Source organism: Paenibacillus sp. FSL F4-0100 (assembly GCF_037993005.1).
Classification (GTDB): Bacteria; Bacillota; Bacilli; order Paenibacillales; family Paenibacillaceae; genus Paenibacillus_AQ.
In genome coordinates, this window is sequence record NZ_CP150303.1 from 4,608,021 (window position 1) to 4,626,114 (window position 18,094).

At 45.3% G+C, this 18,094-nt stretch carries 18 protein-coding genes; 4 read left to right on the forward strand and 14 right to left on the reverse strand.

Annotation, left to right across the window (positions count from 1 at the left end):
- Positions 1–11 precede the first annotated feature (11 nt).
- Positions 12–458 (reverse strand): hypothetical protein, encoded by a 447-nt coding sequence (locus MHH48_RS20745; RefSeq protein WP_076321806.1) that lies wholly within the window; start codon positions 456–458, stop codon positions 12–14.
- A 185-nt stretch (positions 459–643) separates the two neighbouring features.
- Between MHH48_RS20745 and MHH48_RS20750 the strand changes: the two genes are divergently transcribed.
- Positions 644–889, forward strand: coding sequence for a helix-turn-helix transcriptional regulator (locus MHH48_RS20750; protein WP_076321807.1), 246 nt, complete (start codon positions 644–646; stop codon positions 887–889).
- Positions 890–1,991: 1,102 nt separating this feature from the next.
- On the opposite strand, the gene MHH48_RS20755 is transcribed toward MHH48_RS20750, so the two are convergent.
- On the reverse strand, positions 1,992–2,903 hold the full coding sequence (locus tag MHH48_RS20755) for a tyrosine-type recombinase/integrase (RefSeq protein ID WP_076321808.1): 912 nt from the start codon (positions 2,901–2,903) through the stop codon (positions 1,992–1,994).
- Between the two features lie 209 nt (positions 2,904–3,112).
- A complete protein-coding gene (locus tag MHH48_RS20760; RefSeq protein ID WP_076321809.1) occupies positions 3,113–3,832 on the reverse strand; it encodes a YebC/PmpR family DNA-binding transcriptional regulator in 720 nt (239 codons plus the stop codon).
- 230 nt (positions 3,833–4,062) lie between these two features.
- Here MHH48_RS20760 and MHH48_RS20765 point away from each other — a divergent pair, with 230 nt between their 5' ends.
- Positions 4,063–4,326 carry a LysR family transcriptional regulator substrate-binding protein gene (locus tag MHH48_RS20765; protein ID WP_340386812.1) on the forward strand — a complete coding sequence of 88 codons (264 nt, stop codon included), beginning with the start codon at positions 4,063–4,065 and terminating at the stop codon, positions 4,324–4,326.
- A 106-nt stretch (positions 4,327–4,432) separates the two neighbouring features.
- On the forward strand, positions 4,433–5,638 hold the full coding sequence (locus MHH48_RS20770) for an MFS transporter (RefSeq protein ID WP_256720465.1): 1,206 nt from the start codon (positions 4,433–4,435) through the stop codon (positions 5,636–5,638).
- Between the two features lie 49 nt (positions 5,639–5,687).
- On the opposite strand, the gene MHH48_RS20775 is transcribed toward MHH48_RS20770, so the two are convergent.
- The 4 genes from MHH48_RS20775 to MHH48_RS20790 form a co-directional block, all read right to left on the reverse strand.
- Complete coding sequence (locus tag MHH48_RS20775; protein WP_076321812.1) at positions 5,688–6,815, reverse strand: DUF4179 domain-containing protein; 1,128 nt, start codon at positions 6,813–6,815, stop codon at positions 5,688–5,690.
- Positions 6,808–7,359: a sigma-70 family RNA polymerase sigma factor gene (locus MHH48_RS20780; protein ID WP_076321813.1), complete on the reverse strand. Its 552-nt coding sequence runs from the start codon at positions 7,357–7,359 to the stop codon at positions 6,808–6,810. The genes MHH48_RS20775 and MHH48_RS20780 overlap by 8 nt, the downstream gene beginning before the upstream one ends.
- Positions 7,360–7,514: 155 nt before the next feature.
- Positions 7,515–9,233, reverse strand: a complete 1,719-nt coding sequence (cysI, locus tag MHH48_RS20785) for an assimilatory sulfite reductase (NADPH) hemoprotein subunit (RefSeq protein ID WP_076321814.1) — start codon at positions 9,231–9,233, stop codon at positions 7,515–7,517.
- 37 nt (positions 9,234–9,270) lie between these two features.
- Positions 9,271–11,109: an assimilatory sulfite reductase (NADPH) flavoprotein subunit gene (locus MHH48_RS20790; RefSeq protein ID WP_076321815.1), complete on the reverse strand. Its 1,839-nt coding sequence runs from the start codon at positions 11,107–11,109 to the stop codon at positions 9,271–9,273.
- 245 nt (positions 11,110–11,354) lie between these two features.
- Between MHH48_RS20790 and cdaS the strand changes: the two genes are divergently transcribed.
- Complete coding sequence (gene cdaS / locus MHH48_RS20795) at positions 11,355–11,972, forward strand: sporulation-specific diadenylate cyclase CdaS (RefSeq protein WP_076321816.1); 618 nt, start codon at positions 11,355–11,357, stop codon at positions 11,970–11,972.
- 218 nt (positions 11,973–12,190) lie between these two features.
- Here the strand turns inward: cdaS and bshB2 are convergent, their stop codons facing one another.
- The 7 genes from bshB2 to MHH48_RS20830 all read right to left on the reverse strand — a co-directional run bounded on the left by bshB2 (position 12,191) and on the right by MHH48_RS20830 (position 18,050).
- The gene (bshB2, locus tag MHH48_RS20800; RefSeq protein ID WP_076321817.1) at positions 12,191–12,847 is read right to left on the reverse strand and encodes a bacillithiol biosynthesis deacetylase BshB2; all 657 of its coding nucleotides are present in this window, start codon (positions 12,845–12,847) and stop codon (positions 12,191–12,193) included.
- Positions 12,848–12,869: 22 nt separating this feature from the next.
- Positions 12,870–13,214 carry a YojF family protein gene (locus MHH48_RS20805; protein WP_076321818.1) on the reverse strand — a complete coding sequence of 115 codons (345 nt, stop codon included), beginning with the start codon at positions 13,212–13,214 and terminating at the stop codon, positions 12,870–12,872.
- Positions 13,215–13,316: 102 nt separating this feature from the next.
- Positions 13,317–13,808, reverse strand: coding sequence for a DUF523 domain-containing protein (locus MHH48_RS20810; protein WP_076321819.1), 492 nt, complete (start codon positions 13,806–13,808; stop codon positions 13,317–13,319).
- Positions 13,809–13,992: 184 nt separating this feature from the next.
- On the reverse strand, positions 13,993–14,787 hold the full coding sequence (locus MHH48_RS20815) for an AraC family transcriptional regulator (RefSeq protein ID WP_076321820.1): 795 nt from the start codon (positions 14,785–14,787) through the stop codon (positions 13,993–13,995).
- A gap of 188 nt (positions 14,788–14,975) precedes the next feature.
- Entirely contained in the window at positions 14,976–16,064 is a 1,089-nt protein-coding gene (locus MHH48_RS20820; protein WP_076321821.1) for a Gfo/Idh/MocA family oxidoreductase, read from the reverse strand.
- 14 nt (positions 16,065–16,078) lie between these two features.
- Positions 16,079–17,026: an AraC family transcriptional regulator gene (locus MHH48_RS20825; protein ID WP_076321822.1), complete on the reverse strand. Its 948-nt coding sequence runs from the start codon at positions 17,024–17,026 to the stop codon at positions 16,079–16,081.
- A gap of 22 nt (positions 17,027–17,048) precedes the next feature.
- Positions 17,049–18,050 carry a Gfo/Idh/MocA family oxidoreductase gene (locus MHH48_RS20830; RefSeq protein ID WP_076321823.1) on the reverse strand — a complete coding sequence of 334 codons (1,002 nt, stop codon included), beginning with the start codon at positions 18,048–18,050 and terminating at the stop codon, positions 17,049–17,051.
- Between the last annotated feature and the right edge of the window lie 44 nt (positions 18,051–18,094).

Below are 18,094 nucleotides of genomic sequence, written 5' to 3' on the forward strand. Positions count from 1 at the left end.
TGAGTCTACACTTACATGTGTAAAGTTTCAATGAGAAAAAGTGACTCTCGAACCGAGTATTTGCTTCGATACTCAACAGCCAATTGATACAGCTTTCTATGTGAAATCATATCAGCATTAAGCCAAGGTATTAATTTCATAAGATCATTTGATTCCGAACAAAACAATCGTTCGAGTACTTTCTTTTTCTCAAATACTTCATGTATTGAGTTGTAAGCTTCAATAAATTCATGGTAATCAGCAAATGACTGCTTATCCTGCATGAGCTTCTTAAATTTGTATACAAGCAGCAGACTGGTTATTCTCCCCTCTTCCTCTTCGTTTTTTATAATGAAGTTATAGAATGTGTACAATGTTTCTTCATCTACTATAATGTCACGTAGATCGTGCAACATTCTACCCTTAAATCCTAATTCTAATAACATTCCTCTTATTGTATCAACTTCGATTCCGACCATTTTTTCCTCCTAATATTGGTTTTTGACAATAGGAAAGTAAGGATATGTATATACAATCCTTTAACATGATGATATAATCGTTTTATGTTTATAGTCGTTAAACGACTATAATCTATATACCCACTATAAAACTATAGACGTTTAATGTCAATAGTTGATTTGAAATACACTTGGGAGGAATAACTGTGGATAATAATTACACCTTAATTTGTAATTTGAAAACGATTCTCGAAGAGAAGAATGTTACTGCATATAGACTCTCCAAAGACACAGGGGAGCGCATAGGAACTATTTACAAAATGGTTGATGGAAAAATCGAGGATGCACGATTTCCTGCGACCTTATTAGCTAATGTCTGTGGCTATCTAAGTATTACAATGGATGAACTCTTCACTGTTATTCAAATTGAAAAGACTGTGGAGGAGAAATAATGATCTCAGACAAAACACTTGCTGAATTAGGAGTTGTAAAAAGCGAAGCGGGAGTATTCATACCGGAGATTTTTGTTTAGTCACGCTACTTTAATTGGTATCAAACCAAGGAGAATACTCTGACAGACGAACAGTTTAATGCTATTACTGATGTTCTGTTTTATTTGAGCTTGATTTGGGGATTTGCAATGGTACGAAAGAAGAGTATTTGAAGAAGCGCATTGTAGATGAAGATCGAAACTTGGGTGATGTTTTGCAAGATTAAACCGCTCTGTCTCTTCACCCGTTTCAGCATTGGATGTAGCACACACTCTATCCATAACCAACAATTTGCTGTCTGAGACTCCCTGCGAGAGTATAACTTCTCTGGAAGCACGGAGTAAGTCATAGATAAAAGAAACCTTACCGAAGGCGAGTAAGGTTTCTGATGGTTTTTAAAATGCTTCTGTTTTGCCCTGATGTTATGTTAAGCAAGGCATTCCGTTCCACACTCAACCGCGTTATTTTTTTCCGTATGGTTTCGCGGCGAGTTGGCATATTTTTCGTTTGGAGTTTTCCATAACAAGCTTACAATGCCTTCTAGCGGCTTTCAACAACCTTTGAGTGGTACATCGTCCAGTTAAGATTGAGGAATTTTGTCATTTTCTTCCTCCGTTACATTTTGCTTGATTTTCAAAGCATTTAGAGGACTATTCAACCGTCAATATGAGGCGCTAATGCGCTGTTTTAATATTCTCTCCCTCAAACCCCCACTCTCCTAAGATAGTTACGAGCCAGCCTACCTTTTTTGTTAATCCAAATCAACATTTAAGCCTATCAGCGTATTAAAAGCTTATATATCCAAATGATTTAAAGGGTTAAACTTATTATTTCTCTCCTTCAAGGCAAGGCAGTTCACCAAAAAGCCAAGTATTTCTTACTCATAATCCAAGTCAGAGTGCGGTAACATTTTTTGAAGGCAAACACATCTGCACCGTTCATTTTCATTCGATGAGCCATTGTATGTCTGAATGTATGAGCTGACAATCTTACATCTTTAAATGCCATCACTTTTTGTAGTCGTTTGAAAATGTACTTAATCGCATTTGGTGTGAGTTGATTACTACAAATTCATCAAAGGACTAGTCGTTTTAGCTAATTCTAGTATCTGCTCATCTTGAATTGACTGTAGATAACGATTAGTGATAACAGTCGACTCATGTCCTAATAATCTACTAAGACTGTAAACATCCAATCCTAATCTTAATTGTTTTTGAGCATAGTAATGTCTAAGTGTATGGGGACTGCAACGAATATGTTTTCGAACCTTAGCCTCCGCTCCAGCTTTTTTGACTATTACCTCAATTGCAACAACTGTAAGAGTTTTACCATTTTGAGATAAGAAAAAACTTGAATCAGTCATAATTTTATCTTTAAAATATGCCTCTTTTACTCTCTCGTATTTGATAATGTACTTTTTCAAAAGAGGTGAAATGTATAAATGCCTCTCCTTATTCCCTTTTCCATGTATCTTTATAACACTATCTCTTACATCAAGAGAACTAAGAGTACATAATTCCAAATTTCTGATTCCTAAGTCCACAAAGAACATTAGAATTAGCTTATTACGTAAACTTAAATAGCAATCCCCTTTAAAAACGTTAAGCATCCTCTTCACTTCATCATCATTGAAAGTCTGAATCAGAACCTTTGGTTCCTTCATCCACTTTAAACTAAGAACAGGATTTCTTTTTTCAGCAATATATCCTTCTTCAACATTGAAACGGAAAAACGAACGAATGTTTTTTTGTATTCCATTGATGTAGGTTTCAGATAAACCTTTGTCTTTTAAGTTCCTAAGATAGGCTTTGATATGGGAAGTATTAACTTCTTCCACTTCAGTCACTTCAAATTCATTAATTAAAAAATTTAAGAAGGCTCTGTTATTATTTCTGTATCCTTTTATAGTTCGGATACTATAATTCTTGATCTCCAAATCAAAAAGAAACTCTTTGTAAACATCCTCTAATAACATAAAAAACTCACTCCTTGTATAGTTATTTCATACAAAAAGTGAGTTAAAATAGCGAGCACTTCTGGAAAGACGTACATCATCATAAATTGCATCAATCAACAAAATGTATACCATCGCTGATTGAGAAAAACGGTGAAACTCGGATATCTCCCCAAGTTTGAATCAGCAGTAAGAGCTTCTAAACACTGAATTTATAGGGTTCTTGTATCCTATTCCTCAAATTCTACGTTGTGATATACCTGCTGAACATCCTCGAGGTCTTCCAATGCGTCGATCAGCTTCTCGAACTGTACCTGTCCTTCTTCCGGTAAGGTGACAAAATTTTGAGCCAGCATGGTAAGCTCGGCAACGGTAAACTCCGTAATTCCAGCGGCTTTGAATGCTTCCTGAACCGCATGGAACTGGTCGGGTTCAGCATAGACGATCACCGCTTCTTCCTCTTCCAGGATGTCACGGACATCCAGATCGGCCTCGAGCAGCAGGTCCATAACTTCCTCAGCCGACTTACCTTCAACGCCGATTACTGCGGTTGGATCAAACATATAAGATACTGAACCGCTGACGCCCATATTGCCGCCGTTCTTATTAAAGGCAGAACGTACAGCAGGCGCCGTACGATTGACGTTGTTGGTTAAAGCGTCAACAATGATCATCGAACCATTCGGACCAAAACCTTCATAGCGCAGCTCTTCATAATTCTCATCCCCGCTGCCTTTGGCTTTATCCAAGGCACGGTCAATAATGGCTTTCGGCACATTGTATGTTTTGGCACGCTCAAGAACAACCTTCAGCGCACGGTTGGACTCGGGATCCGGCTCGCCTTTTTTGGCAGCAACATAGATTTCTACACCGAATTTCGCGTATACGCGACTTGTATTAGCATCCTTGGATGCTTTCTTTTCCTTAATATTATTCCATTTACGGCCCATACATTTCCGCTCTCTTTCATCATTGAATCTGTAGCCGGTATTCAATAAATACCCTTGTCCATTATATCTCTATTAAGTCCCTTGAACAAGGTTAAGAGCGTATATCCGGAAAATAGACACATCCCAGTAATCATCAATCCGTGATGATCGCCGACGAGTAAGATTATCTTTCCCATGCCATGCCCCAAGGGCACAGCCTCGCTGACCATACACCAATTAACTTGGATGAATTGAAGGATAAAACTTTTATTGACTTTAAGGAAGATTTTATATTCCAACAAATGAACGAGAAATTCTTGAAGGAGGCTGGAATTGCCCCGAGATATGTATGCCGGGTTGACGAACCTCCGGCCATTGCAAGTCTTGTTCGTGCTGGTCTTGGTTTTGCCCTCTTCGAATGTCTCAAAGGCACTTCCTGCTCATGTACAAATGCGGGAAGCGCTTTTTTTACAAAAAAAGTAGATGAAATAAAAAAAACAGTTGATTATTTATAGACAAAATAATATTATGTCTATGTATTAAACGACGAAATGCGCATTCGCTTGTTTTTTACGATATCCGATCTGTTAAGTACAGATCCCGAAAGGAGACACCTTCATTTTGCTTAACAATCCCTATGTTCGAACGATTGTCTTGTCACGCATTCTCTTGAATCTTGGCATTTGGGTTCGTAACTTTGCCATTCTGCTATACGTTACCGACTTGACAGGCAATAACCCTGTGTATGTATCCCTCATATCCGTAGCTGAATTTGCGCCCATTTTCTTGTTTGCCTTCATCGGCGGTACTTTCGCGGACCGCTGGCGACCCAAGCGTACTATGGTCAGTTCTGATGCATTGTCTGCGGTATCGGTATTTCTCGTGCTGATTGCCGTTCATAACGGGTCGTGGCAGGCGTTGCTGGTACTCACGTTCTTCTCAGCCGCCTTGTCACAATTCTCTCAGCCCTCAGCGATGAAGCTGTTCAAACAGCATGTACCCGCTGAACAGCTGCAATCCGTGATGGCCATGTTTCAATCCATGGTTGCCTTCTTTATGGTCATCGGCCCGATCGCAGGTGCATTTATATATCAAAGATTCGGCATTGAAATATCGCTGATCGCAACAGGCGCGTTATTCCTGGGTTCTGGATTGATTCTGACTTTGCTGCCTCGTGATTTGCAGGAAGAGACACAATCCAAGCAGCAGAACCTGAAACAAGAGCTTATTGAAGGACTTCGTTATGTATGGAATAATCAAACGCTCCGAACACTGGGCGTGACCTTTGCCGTGGCTGGCTTGGCAGCCGGACTAATTCAGCCGCTCGCGATATTTGTGACGATTGAGAATCTCGGTCAGGATAAGTCATTCTTGCAATGGCTGTTAACGGTCAATGGGGCGGCGATGCTCGTCGGAGGAGGCTTCGTCATGGCATTTGCCAAGAAAATAACCCCTCAAGCCTTACTAGCGCTCGGTCTGACCGTTAGCGCTGTCGGGAACCTCGGTATCGGCTGGTCAACCAGCATAATATTTACGCTGCTGCTTCTTGTGCTTAACGGATTCTTTTATCCCTCCATCCACATTGGAATCAACACTTTGATCCTAAACAATACGGATGGGCCATACATTGGTCGGGTTGGCGGGACCCTGACCCCGATCTTTATGGGAATGATGGTGCTGGGTATGTCGCTGGGGGGATTGCTCAAAGACCAACTGTCCCTGTTCGCTGTTTATGCGGTCAGCGCACTCTTGTTCCTGACAGGTTCGGCGCTGCTGATCCCATTGTTTAAAAAGAAAACGAGCACAGCCGGCGTATTGGAGCAATGAACAACAATAAGAGCCGCCTCACACATTTCAAGAGGCGGCTCTTATTCTCTTATTTTATTTTGAACTCCAGCATATGCTTTTCTACTTCTTGTTCAGATGCATACGATGAACGGGATTTAGGATACAACTTCAGTACCATAGACTCTGGATCATCCAGCATATTGCTGCTGAACGTATACTGAGACCCATCCTCCGTTCCGTGTCCCGACAAGCTGGACAATTTAAAACTTCGCCCATCTTCCGTCTTCGATACAATTTCAGATGGTTGTAACATGTCGCTTATCGAAAGCTTGGTTTGAAAATCAATTTTTTTCCCAGGATCGTAAGCGAATCTTACTTGTGTCATGAGCGGAGAAATCTCAACCTCAGATAACACAATCTGATGATCGCCAAGCATGAAAGTTTGATTTGGGTTATACGTCTCCGTTTTGATTGAAGCAAATTTCGGATCCAAGTTAAACTTAATTTTCATTCTCTTGGAGTACTTCATCTCTGACTTGACCGTTCCTGTCTTGGGATCAGATAGTTTGCCACGATCTACGGATGCAATTTGAAAATCCACTTCAATGCTGCTAGGGAAAGGTTGGCTGCGATCCAACTCTAATGTTCCACGTCCATGCCAACTTTGACTTTCCCCGCCTCCCATTGTTGAGGTAGACCCTAGAGAACGGCCTGTTTGCGCATCTTTTATTCTAACGCTGTTCACATTATAGATCTCCTGGCTGGAATCTGTCTTGGCTGTATATAACAATATTAATTTGTTCTCGTCCGCTGTAACAGCGTTAATGTTAATCTGGTAAGGTCCCGACTTCGCCGACTTATTGATCATCTGAATATAATGGTTTCTTATCGCCGACTCCAATGTACTTTGATCGATATCATAGTCCATTGCCTTAAACTTGCTCAGTGCTCCCCAATCCAACGTCTGCTCCTTGGCTGCCTGTGGAGCAACGGTGTCCTTGAACGGACTGAGCAGCCACAAACCGGCAGCCATTATAGTGATGAGTGTGATAGCAGCCACTTTCAAAGAATGATTTCGAGATTTCCCGCGCGTCCGTCCCATCGCCAACCCGCGCTGAATAGCGTATGTAGCATCGATAGCATGAAGCTGCTGCCGTTGTTCCTGACGGATCTGTTCCGCATCGGCAAGCATTGCTTGTTCTTCAGGACTAGTCATCCTGCCATTCCCCCCGATTATTCATTAATTTTCGTAAATGCTCCAGCCCCTTGTACTGCCATGTCTTCACTGTACCCTCCGGCTTGCCGAGGATCGCAGCTATCTCCTTCAGCGTCATGTCATTGTAATATTTCAATATCAGCACATGTCGGTACTTGGGCTTCACCTTTTTCAGAACGGGCCACATAGCAAGCCTGTTATGATTGAACCCGCCAAAAGCTGGTTCGACAATCGCTTTTTCCAGCTCATGATCAGTCACTGGGACAGCTCGCTTGCGACGTCTCTGTTCGTCAATACAAACATAGATCAAGATGCGGATGATCCAGGCTTTGAATGCTCTCCCTTCTTTTAACGTTGAACGCTTGACCCATGCTCTACACGTCATCTCCTGCACCGCTTCCAGGGCATCATATCGGTTGCGCAAATAACTGTAAGCAATATGGATCAGTGTGTCCTTGTGTTCCATAATAGCCTGGTAAAAATCGGTTTCTTCTTCCGTTGTTGTCAGTACCACCTTTTTCATCTCTGCTTGGGAGCCCATCATGATCTCCTCTCCTTCTCTCTCTATATGATGCTCTATGGGTTAAGACGGACGAACTCCCAAAACGGTTTTAATTTATCTCAATCCCATGTGCAATAAACAAAACAAACCGAAGCTCTCCTCAAGAAGAACTCCGGTTTGTTTATAACTGAGTATCATTATGCATGAAATTGTTGCCCGTCTAATACTTCCTTCACGTAACCGGCACGAATAACAAAGTCACCGAAATGCTCGCCTTGCTCGCGTTCTTGTGCAAATTGCTTCATGATGGGACGAAGGGAACCCAAAATTTCGGCCTCACCGATGTTTTCCTTATAAAGCTTGTTCAGTCGGTGTCCGGAGAAACCTCCACCCAGGTACATGTTATATTTTCCAGGCGCCTTTCCGATAAATGCGATTTCGGCCAGCATCGGTCTGGCACATCCATTCGGGCACCCGGTCATTCGAATGACGATATCCTCTTCGCGAAGTCCGTTCTCTTCCAGAATGACATCGATTTTATCCAATAACGTCGGCAAATATCGCTCGGATTCAGCCATCGCCAATCCACATGTCGGTAGGGCAACACATGCCATAGAATTTCGTCTCAGGGCAGAATAATAATGACCGTCCGTAAGTCCGTAACGCTTGATGAGTTCTTCAATCTTTTTCTTCTTGTGGCTGCTGATATTGGCAACGATCAGATTCTGATTGGCCGTCAGACGAAAATCTCCATTATGGATTTGAGCGATTTCACGCAGGCCTGTCATCAGCAGGTAATCGGCTTCGTCTTTCACACGTCCGTTCTGGATGAACAATGTAAAATGCCATTTGCCATTGCTGCCTTTAACCCAGCCGTAGCGATCACCATTATGATCAAAATGAAACGGTTTTGCCTCCTCCAGCTTCCAACCCAGACGGCTGGTGAGCTCGTTGACAAACCAATCGATTCCGCGATCATCAATCGTATATTTGAAACGAGCATGCTTGCGCACCGCACGGTCTCCGTAATCACGTTGGATCATCACCGTCTTCTCGGCCAAGTCAACGATCTGCTCGGGTTTGCAGAAACCAATGACTTTTGCCACTTGAGGATAGGTTAACGGATCACCGTGTGTCATCCCCATGCCACCGCCTACCGAAACGTTAAAGCCTTTCAATTGTCCTTCCTCAATGATTGCAATGAGGCCAAGATCTTGGGAATACACATCAACATCATTGGAAGGCGGCACAGCCATCCCGATCTTGAATTTCCGCGGCAGATACACCGGGCCATAAATCGGCTCCTGCTCCTCCTGGAGGCTGTCTACAATCTTCTCGCCGTCCAGCCAAATCTCATGATACGCACGCGAGCGCGGATCGAGATGACTGCTAAGCATACGTGCCCATTCGTATACCTCCGAATGAATTTCGGATTGATAAGGGTTCGGATTGCACATCACGTTACGGTTGACGTCACCGCAAGCAGCCAATGTACTAAGCATGGCTTCATTCACTTCTTGAATGGTGTTCTTCATATTCCACTTCAGTACGCCATGAAGCTGAAAAGATTGGCGTGTGGTCAAGCGAATCGTTCCGTTGGCATACTTTTGGGCTACACGGTCCATCATCAGCCATTGCTCCGGAGTTACGACACCGCCAGCGGCACGAACACGCAACATGAACTGGTAAGCAGGCTCAAGCTTTTGCTTGTGTCGTTCGTTACGCAAATCCCGGTCATCCTGCATATAACTGCCGTGAAATTTCATCAGCCGGTTATCGTCTTCGGGAATCGATGCCGTAATGCGATCCTCTAATGTCTCTACAAGACTGCCACGCAGATAGTTGCTTCGACGCTTGATGTCCTCAACATCACTATGCGGCGCACTATGGGGTGATACTAAATTATTATCAGACATGTTCCTTTTTCTCCTCTCGAAAACCACGGGGATGATCTCAATACACATCCCGCTGATAACGTTTCAGTTGCTGCATGAGCGTCAGATATTCCGCAGCTTCTTCCGGACTCATGCCGCCTTCTTGTTCGAGAATGGACCCGAGTGCGGAATGCACGTCATGAGCCATCTTCTTCTCATCGCCGCAGACATAGACGCAGGCTCCTTCTTGGAGCCACTGATATAGCTCCTTGCTCTTCTCCAGCATGCGGTGCTGTACGTACACTTTTTGGTCCGTATCCCGAGAGAAAGCAACATCCATACGCGTCAGTACTCCATCCTTCAACCAACGCTGCCATTCAATCTGATAGAGGAAGTCCGTTGAGAAATGCTGATCTCCGTAGAACAACCATGATTTCCCTTCTGCCCCCGTCTCTTCCCGTTCCCCCAGAAAGGCTCTGAAAGGTGCCACGCCTGTACCAGGTCCGATCATAATGATCGGAGTGTCCGGATTCTCAGGCAGCTTAAAGTTCGGGTTATGCTGAATGTATACCGGCAGCGAATCGCCAGCTTCCAGACGCTCTGCCAATTGTACGGAACATACGCCGTAGCGATGGCGGCCATGTGCTTCATAACGGACCGTTCGAACGGTAACATGAACTTCATCGGGAAACGCTTTGGAGCTGCTTGCGATAGAGTAAAGGCGGGCCGGAATCTTGCGTAGTATGGATACAAAATCGCTTGCCGACACTTGCTGCAGACCATAATCCTGTACCAGATCGAGTAAATCCCGTTCCTCAATATAGGTGCGCAATTCCTGCTCATGACCTGGCTTCAGCAATGATTGTAGTCCTTCATTCCCTGAAATCTTAACCACTTGCTCGATCAGAGGTTTCGTGAGAACCGTAATTTCATAGTGACGGAGCAAGGCATCTCGAAGTGCTCGCGCTTCACCATGCTTATTAATGACAACCACTTCATCAGCATTCCATCCCATAGCAGCGATGAGATCATCCACCAGCTGCGGGTGATTTTCCGGATAGATTCCTAAGCTGTCACCCGGCTCATACTGCAAATTCGAACCTTCAAGAGAAATTTCGATATGACGAGTTTCACGGTCAGATCCTCTACCGTTCAAATTCAAATTTTCGAGGATTTCCGCTTGAAATGGATGGCTTCTCGAAAATTCCGATTCCGTACTATCGCTCAGGGCTACCGCACTCCCATTTTCAACAACGGATGATCCCGCTCCAGCCTCGTTCAACGATAGAAGAACCTGATTCATCCATTCTGCAGCCGACTCATCAAAGTCCACATCGCAATCTACTCTTGGCGTCAGCCGCTTACCGCCCAATTCCTCGAGCCGCTTGTCGAAATCTTTACCCGTTTGGCAGAAAAATTCATACGAGGTATCCCCCAGCGCCAGTACGGAATATTGAAGATGGTCAACCTGAGGTGCCCGCTTGCTATGCAGAAATTCATAGAATGGGATTGCATTATCCGGCGGTTCACCCTCTCCATGCGTACTGACGATAATCAGGAGATTCTGTAACTTCTTCAGATTATTCGGTTTAAAATCGCTCATTGAAGACATCGTGACCTGAAGACCAACCTCTTCCAGCTTCTTCGATAACTTTTTCGATAATCCATGACCATTGCCTGTCTGTGATCCGTATAGGACGGTGACTTCTTTAGCAGCTGTTGCCACCGGCGCCGATACAGCGGCTAACGTGTTCGCTTGTGGTGCTGCCGCAACTGCTGCTGCGGCAGCCGTTCCCTGTAATGCAGCGATAAATCCGCTGAGCCAGGTCCGCTGGGATTCTGTCAGTGTGGGCAGTAGGCGGTTCAACAGTTCCACCTGTTCCTGATTAAAAGGACTGTTCATTACTTGAAGTTCCAACAATATCCACCTCTCAAAAGCGCACATTATTAATTCCTACTATTACGATACAATTAATTTTATTTCTCCTTTGAACCTATCACAGCTTACCTGGACCGGTCAATTACAATGTTCTTATAGCATTTATCAGTTTTACTAATAAATCGGATTTTCCGAGTTTAACTATATGTGAAACTCCACCTGCTTTATAGAATATCGATATCCCCGAATGGTAATGATACCAATGATAAGGAGGAAGATATCGGATGCAAAATCAAGATTGCAATTTTACGCCGCTGAAAAACAAATTGAAGGAGCAGCTCTCAGATATCACGAGACAATTACAGCACATCATCGTCAATTTGGACCAGGATAGTTCATGTCTGCTGGGTGAGTTAGACCTTGTCAGAACTAAATTTTTAGAAGCTGAATCGATTTCATCAACGTATTATCTCAATTGTTTTCTCTTCCCCTTCACAAGCAAATACCAAGAAATCGCGAAATCCATATATCATCTCAGTCAAAAAAAACGGGGTGCACTCATTGTGATTCAACGGGAAGATGGCCTGGATTCGTTAATGACGCCAGGGATTCCCTTGTCTGCAGAAATCACAAGTCCCTTGCTTGAATCCATATTTGTTCCCGGCAGCCCGCTGCACGATGGGGCTGTGCTCGTACGTAAAGAGATGATTATTTCCGCCGCGAACGTGTTGCCTTTAACAGCCAAAACCTATGGTGACCGTAAGCTCGGAACCCGTCACCGTGCAGCCATTGGCCTGTCTGAAATCAGCGATGCCTTGGTACTCGTTGTATCAGAGGAGACGGGCAAAACCTCTTTCTGCATGAAAGGAACGCTTTACCCCTTATCCATTAGCAGCCCCTAATTAGTCAGCACATAAATCTCGGCCGGGCCGGAATCGCTGCATCTTTCATCGTGCAAGACTTAATCGATTAATACCGTTTTGATATCCATCGGATTTGTTCTAAGTAGGCGGCATGCCGATTCATTCTCTCCGCAATGCATTAAGACCAAACCATGCAAAAAAGAGCCGCAGAATTAGCATCTGCGGCTCTTTTTATGGATCCATCCCATGTTGGGGATTTATTCAAATGTATAGGTCCAGAAACGTTCCGTTCCGAAGCGCTGCTCCACTTCCTTGGCCTTCATCTGTTTCTTGCCCAGCAGCTCCGCTGCTTGGAATTGAGAGCGATGGGCTTGAATGGAGTTCAGCTTCTGTACCATAAACATGGATACATCTTGATAAACATCCGGTTTACCCAATTCTTGCTCACAATTGTTGGAGAATGCCAGACATTGAACGACTGGTCGATCCCCGGCAGGCATACGCTGAATCGTGCGGATTACAGCCGCTCCCGTTGCGTCATGGTCAGGGTGAACGCTATATCCAGGGTAGAACGTGAACACCAGCGATGGCTTTATCTCCTGAAGCAGGGAAGCAATCGCGCTATCCAGCTTATTTTGATCCTCGAATTCAATCGTTTTATCATGGAAACCAAGCAATCTCAAATCCTGTATGCCTATCGCTTTGCAGGATTCCTCCAGCTCTGCTTTGCGAATGGTTGGAAGCGTGATACGGTTTGCAAACGGGGGAATGCCCATATTGCGGCCCATCTCCCCAAGCGTTAGGCAAGCATAGGTCACATGAGCGCCTTCCATAATATATTTAGCCAACGTTCCGGATAAACCAAATGCTTCATCATCCGGGTGCGGCAATATGACCAGTATGTTTTGCTCCATCAATCCTCGTCTCCTCTCTCTATTAAAAAGGCTCCCGGCTCAGCTGCAAAGCGACAACCAGTTTGCCCTGACTGTCATGACCTGCCATGATCAGCCGATCGGTATCACTCTGTTCGAAATGGGTGAGTCCTTCCGTATATACCCAGCCTTGACTCATTTTCAATCCAACCCGATAGGGTCCATTGCCGGATATAGAACCGTGGCTGTAACGAATGGTTGCATTCGTAATAAAGTTAGCCGCGGGGTGCTTCGTGCTGTCATAATGGGCAGCATAAGCGCCTGTTGTCATCTCAAGGTGAATATATAAATCCTGGTCCTTCAATTTATCAATCATTTGTTGTACTTCGGTTTGATTTATGAGTTCCATAATTCCCTCCAATATAAAGAATCACAACATGTAAGCAGTCGATATGATAATTCTATCATAATTATAGAGCAGGACGAAAATATATAAACGAAGACGTTTGATTTATCTCCCAATAAAAAGAGAGGCGTATTCCGGCTGTGCTGCATATACGCTAAGGTCGTGCTCTGAAATAACCTTATAACCTTCCCTGCGCAGCAGAGCCGTAGTTACGCCATAACCGGCTATCTTCTCATTGGCAAATTCTCCATTATAAATCATGGCACTGCCGCAGGAAGGACTGCTCTCTTTCAGGACAATCAGCAATGCTCCGAGCTCTTGCGCCACTCGAAGCGCTTGGTAGGCACCATTTATATACATCTCGGTCACGTCTTTCCCGGACAATTCAACCACTCTAGCATTCCCTGCCAGTACGTCATCACCGTTTCCTCCGACGATCTCCGCAGGCTCCCGTGGAGTTGAGAATCCGCCAAGAAGTTCGGGACATACGGTCACAGCTTTCTTCGATTTGACCAGTTGCTGAATGTTCGCATCCAAACTGTCCGTAGCGTTATAACGAACCTGCAAACCGGCTAAACACGAGCTTACAACAATCACAGGTGACACCTCAAATCTCTCGTTCTTACTTACAAATAACAATACTGCCTATGTCATTCGCCCTCATTTAAGTATCAGGAATCAGAACCCAAATGTCAACGAAATGTAATGAAGAGCTGCCATGGTGTGCGGTAGCCTTCAATGCCAAAAGTGTATCAACATACGAACCGATCCTCTCCAGGGCTCAACGCAGCATGGGAGCAACCCTTTTGAGAAAGTGATTCATTAATAATGGCAAAGAAATCAGAATCGGCGGATCATCCAGCCGGGGAACATGCAGAGTTACATGAAGATGCGGGGTCTTAGAATTTGGGGTAACGAAAATGGGTTCCTTCGAACGGGTACGCAGCGTGGTAGACTTAGGAAGCAAGAAATCAACCGCCTTCATGCCCCATGGGACCGAAGTAGCCATCAGATAATACGTTCCGGGTCTGACGTCGCCGAACCGAAACGAGCCGACGGAGGATAGCAAAGTTCCGTATAACGGTAAACCTTCGGGAATCGGCTTGGCGAACAGCCCGATCAAGATGACACCCTGAAATGGAGCCGTTGCCTCTACCGTGCCCTCAACTGTCAGATTGGGATTCACAACCGGTATGGAGTCACGCCAGCTGTTCAGTTTCTGCAGGGATAACAGATGCTCGTCCGCCTCTTCCCTCGAGTTTCGAAACTGGGAAGGGGTTACTCCTACTCTTTCCGTAAAGCGTGTCGTAAATGTACCCAGACTCTGCTGACCGATCTCCATGGCGACATCCCGGATACTCAGATGTGTATGTAATAGCAAGTCCTTCGCCTTCTCCAAACGAAGTGAGGACACGTAATATAATGGAGGCAGTCCGATTCGATCCTTAAATATACGCGAAAAATGATATGGGCTGTATCCTATGTAATCCGCCAGTGTCGATAACGGAAGAGGCTCATAAATATTATTGTGAATATACGCGATTACCTCATCGATTTCAGCATATCGATCAGTCATCAGGTCTGCACCATCCTTCATTCCGGATATTATGTCTGGGTCCAATCCAACTCTTTCGAGGAACAATTGTTCGCATTTATACTATCATATCCATCTAAAAAATGGAAGCTTTTATATGTTAAAAATATCACCTCACAAGTATAAACAAGCACAAAAAAAGCCGCGCTGCACGCGCGGCTCTCTTACCATCAATCCAAGTCCGGAATATGAATCTCAACCTCTTTTTTGCTTTGGGAAGACCGCAAGATGCCGTCCAGAATCGCTTGATTCCGAAGCACCTGCTCACCCGGGATCGGTGCCGGCTTGCCTTCGCGCACAGCGCTTACGAAATCCTTGATTTTCTCCTCAAATACGTTAAGCTCATGGTGGACCAGCGGTATTGCGCTTTCGGTATGATGACCTTGAATATCATGGAACAAGGAGATCGATCCTACCTTCCCATCCCACACACCGCTCCAAGGACCTGAACCTGCCGGTGTAATCTTCATGCCCGCATCCGTTCCAAGGAACATGGTCGCCCCCAAGGTATCCATATGCATAGCCCACGAAGTTTTAAAGTTAAGCACAAGGTCTCCTTCGAATCGTATCATCGCTACGCCGAAATCCTCGACGTTAAACGCTCCGGATTCGGAGTGATATTTGGGATTCGTGCCAAAATAATTCGATGTATACGCGGATACCGTCAACGGTTTGGGATATCCAAGTGCGTTCAGGGCCATATCCAAGGAATAACAGCCAATGTCCGCCATGGCACCTGCCCCTGATATCTCCTGTCGGACAAACGTGCCACCCGGCATTCCACGGCGGCGACCGCCTCCGGTTTCCACATAATAGACTTTTCCAAGCTCGCCGTTTTGGATCAGATTCTTAATGATGCCCATGTTCGGATCATAACGCGGCTGGAAGCCTACATTGAGCATATTCCCTGTCTTCTTCGCGATCTGGACCATCTCGATGGCTTCATCCAACGTGACCGACATCGGTTTCTCGAGCATTACGTGTTTGCCCGCTGACAGCGCATCAATCGTGGTACTGTAATGAGCGACGTTTGGCGTACAGATGCTTACGCCATCCAGGTCGAGATCCAACAATCTGCGGTGATCATCAAATCCGATCGCCCCCTGAAGTCCCCAGCGCTCAATAAATTGATCGGCTCTGCCGGGTAAAATATCAGCTACGGCAACAATCTGCACATCGTCAATTTGTTTATAATACTTTGCATGCTCCCCCGCAATGCCGCCGCTTCCAATAATTCCAATTCGAATGGTTTTGCTCATGGCTGATACTCCCCCTACAATTTCACATTCATTGCTCGATATGTTGATGGCGTATATCCATATCTCTTTCGAAACACGGTATGCAAATAACTTCCGCTTGAGAAGCCTTCGTGGATGGCGATTTTATCAATCGACCAATTGGTATCGATCAGTTTCCTGCATACGGCTTCAAGGCGGACGTGTTCCAGTATTTCGCTGAAGGACTGTCCTTCCGCTTGCTCCTTGAATATTCGCTGCAGCTGCCTCGAGCTGATATGCAGCTTCTCCGCCACGTCATCCAGTACAACCTCTCCCGAAGAGTTTGCATGAATATACTCCAGCGCCAATTGATAACGGTAAGCCTTCATATCCCGTGAAGGCAGCTCCGCTTCCGATGGCTCGGATTCATACGCGCGTACAGCGCGCAGCAATATTTGAATAATGCACTGCTTAATCGTTGTATACAGACCCGAATACTTCTCCTGAGAAGCCTGATAAGCCTCAAGGAAATAAGGCATCGCACGATGGATATCCATCGTTGGCTTCAGCGGTAATCCCCTCAGCTTCTCCATACAGTCATCGGCTTCCGCCATTTCCCATGGATCCGAAACAGGCAGCGCCTGGCTCTCATGATCGGATACCTCATCGCGTGGAATAATGTCCACATGCAGACATAATTCGTCCATCGGCTCCGCTGCATCCGCCTCCTGATAATGAAGCACATTCGGACCCGTTAAATAAAACATGCCTTCCCGCAGCGGATAAGGCTCCTCTTCCATAATAACGGTCCCCTTGCCGCGGGGTATGAAATGAAACTCATACTCCGCATGCTTGTGGAAGGAGACAATCTTTCCTGGCGGAAAGGTGGTGAGATGAAACCGAAGAACCCGGATCTCATAACGCCCCCAATAGACTCTCAGATCAAGTCGCTCCAAGGCATCCTGCCGATCTTTCATCAATTCGTATGGAAAATGGTTATTCATCCTGATGCATCATCCCTGTATCTTATGCTTGCAGTTCATCCAAACGAATGGCGCGATGCTCTTTGGCCGAACGGTTGGATGCTTCCATTAGTTTGGTTAGTTCAACCGCAAATGCGATATTTTCCTCTGCAATGGTATCCTCTTGAATATGGGAAATCCATTGTTCAAATGCACTTGCACGATTCGCCGGTACCGGCAGCTCAATCCAAGCATCCTTGTACTCTTCTTTTTTCGTTGAACGAATCAGAAGTTTGCTATCCGGCGTTCCGTACAGGATCGTACCATCCGTACCATGAATTTCAATCGTAAATGGCGAGAAGCTGTTAACAAATCCGGCTTCTACCACACCGACCGCTCCCGTAGCTGTAGAAAGCGTAGCAACGGCGTTGTCTTCCACTTCCTTACCCGTGATGTATCCGAAATTCGCATTGACATCAACCGCTTCTTCACCCAGGAACAGACGTGTCAAATACATCGGATGGCATCCCAAATCGATTAAGGCGCCTCCACGGCACTGCTCCAGGCTGTAAAAATGCTCAGGCAGCCATCCGGCAGTCGCGCCATTATGGGACAAGCGTACACGAACAAGTGTTACGGTGCCGAGCAACTCTTGCTGCAATACCTCACGGATCGCCAAAGTATAACCGTCATTCAGTCGCGGTAGCGATACCGTTAATTTGACTTGGTTCTCATTCACGGCATTGATGATATCGTTGACCTCTTGCAGGGTGGCGGCAATTACTTTTTCCGTGAAAATGTGTTTGCCTGCTGCCGCGGCCTTCAACATCACTTCTCTATGCATGGATGTCGGAGCATCCACGATCACGGCATCGATATCGTCACTCTGCAGCATGTCATCCAAGGATTCATAAAAAGGTACGCCTTGCTTCTCCGCCGCTTCTCTTCCCCGCTCTGGATTCTCATCCCATACCGCTACGATTTGAGCATCCGGATGCTCCTGCGCTTGTTTCGTATAATCCCACGCGTGCACATGCCAATAACTAATTTTTCCGATTCTAATCATTCTCGTCACCTCAGTATCTAATATTAAGACATCATGCCATTAAT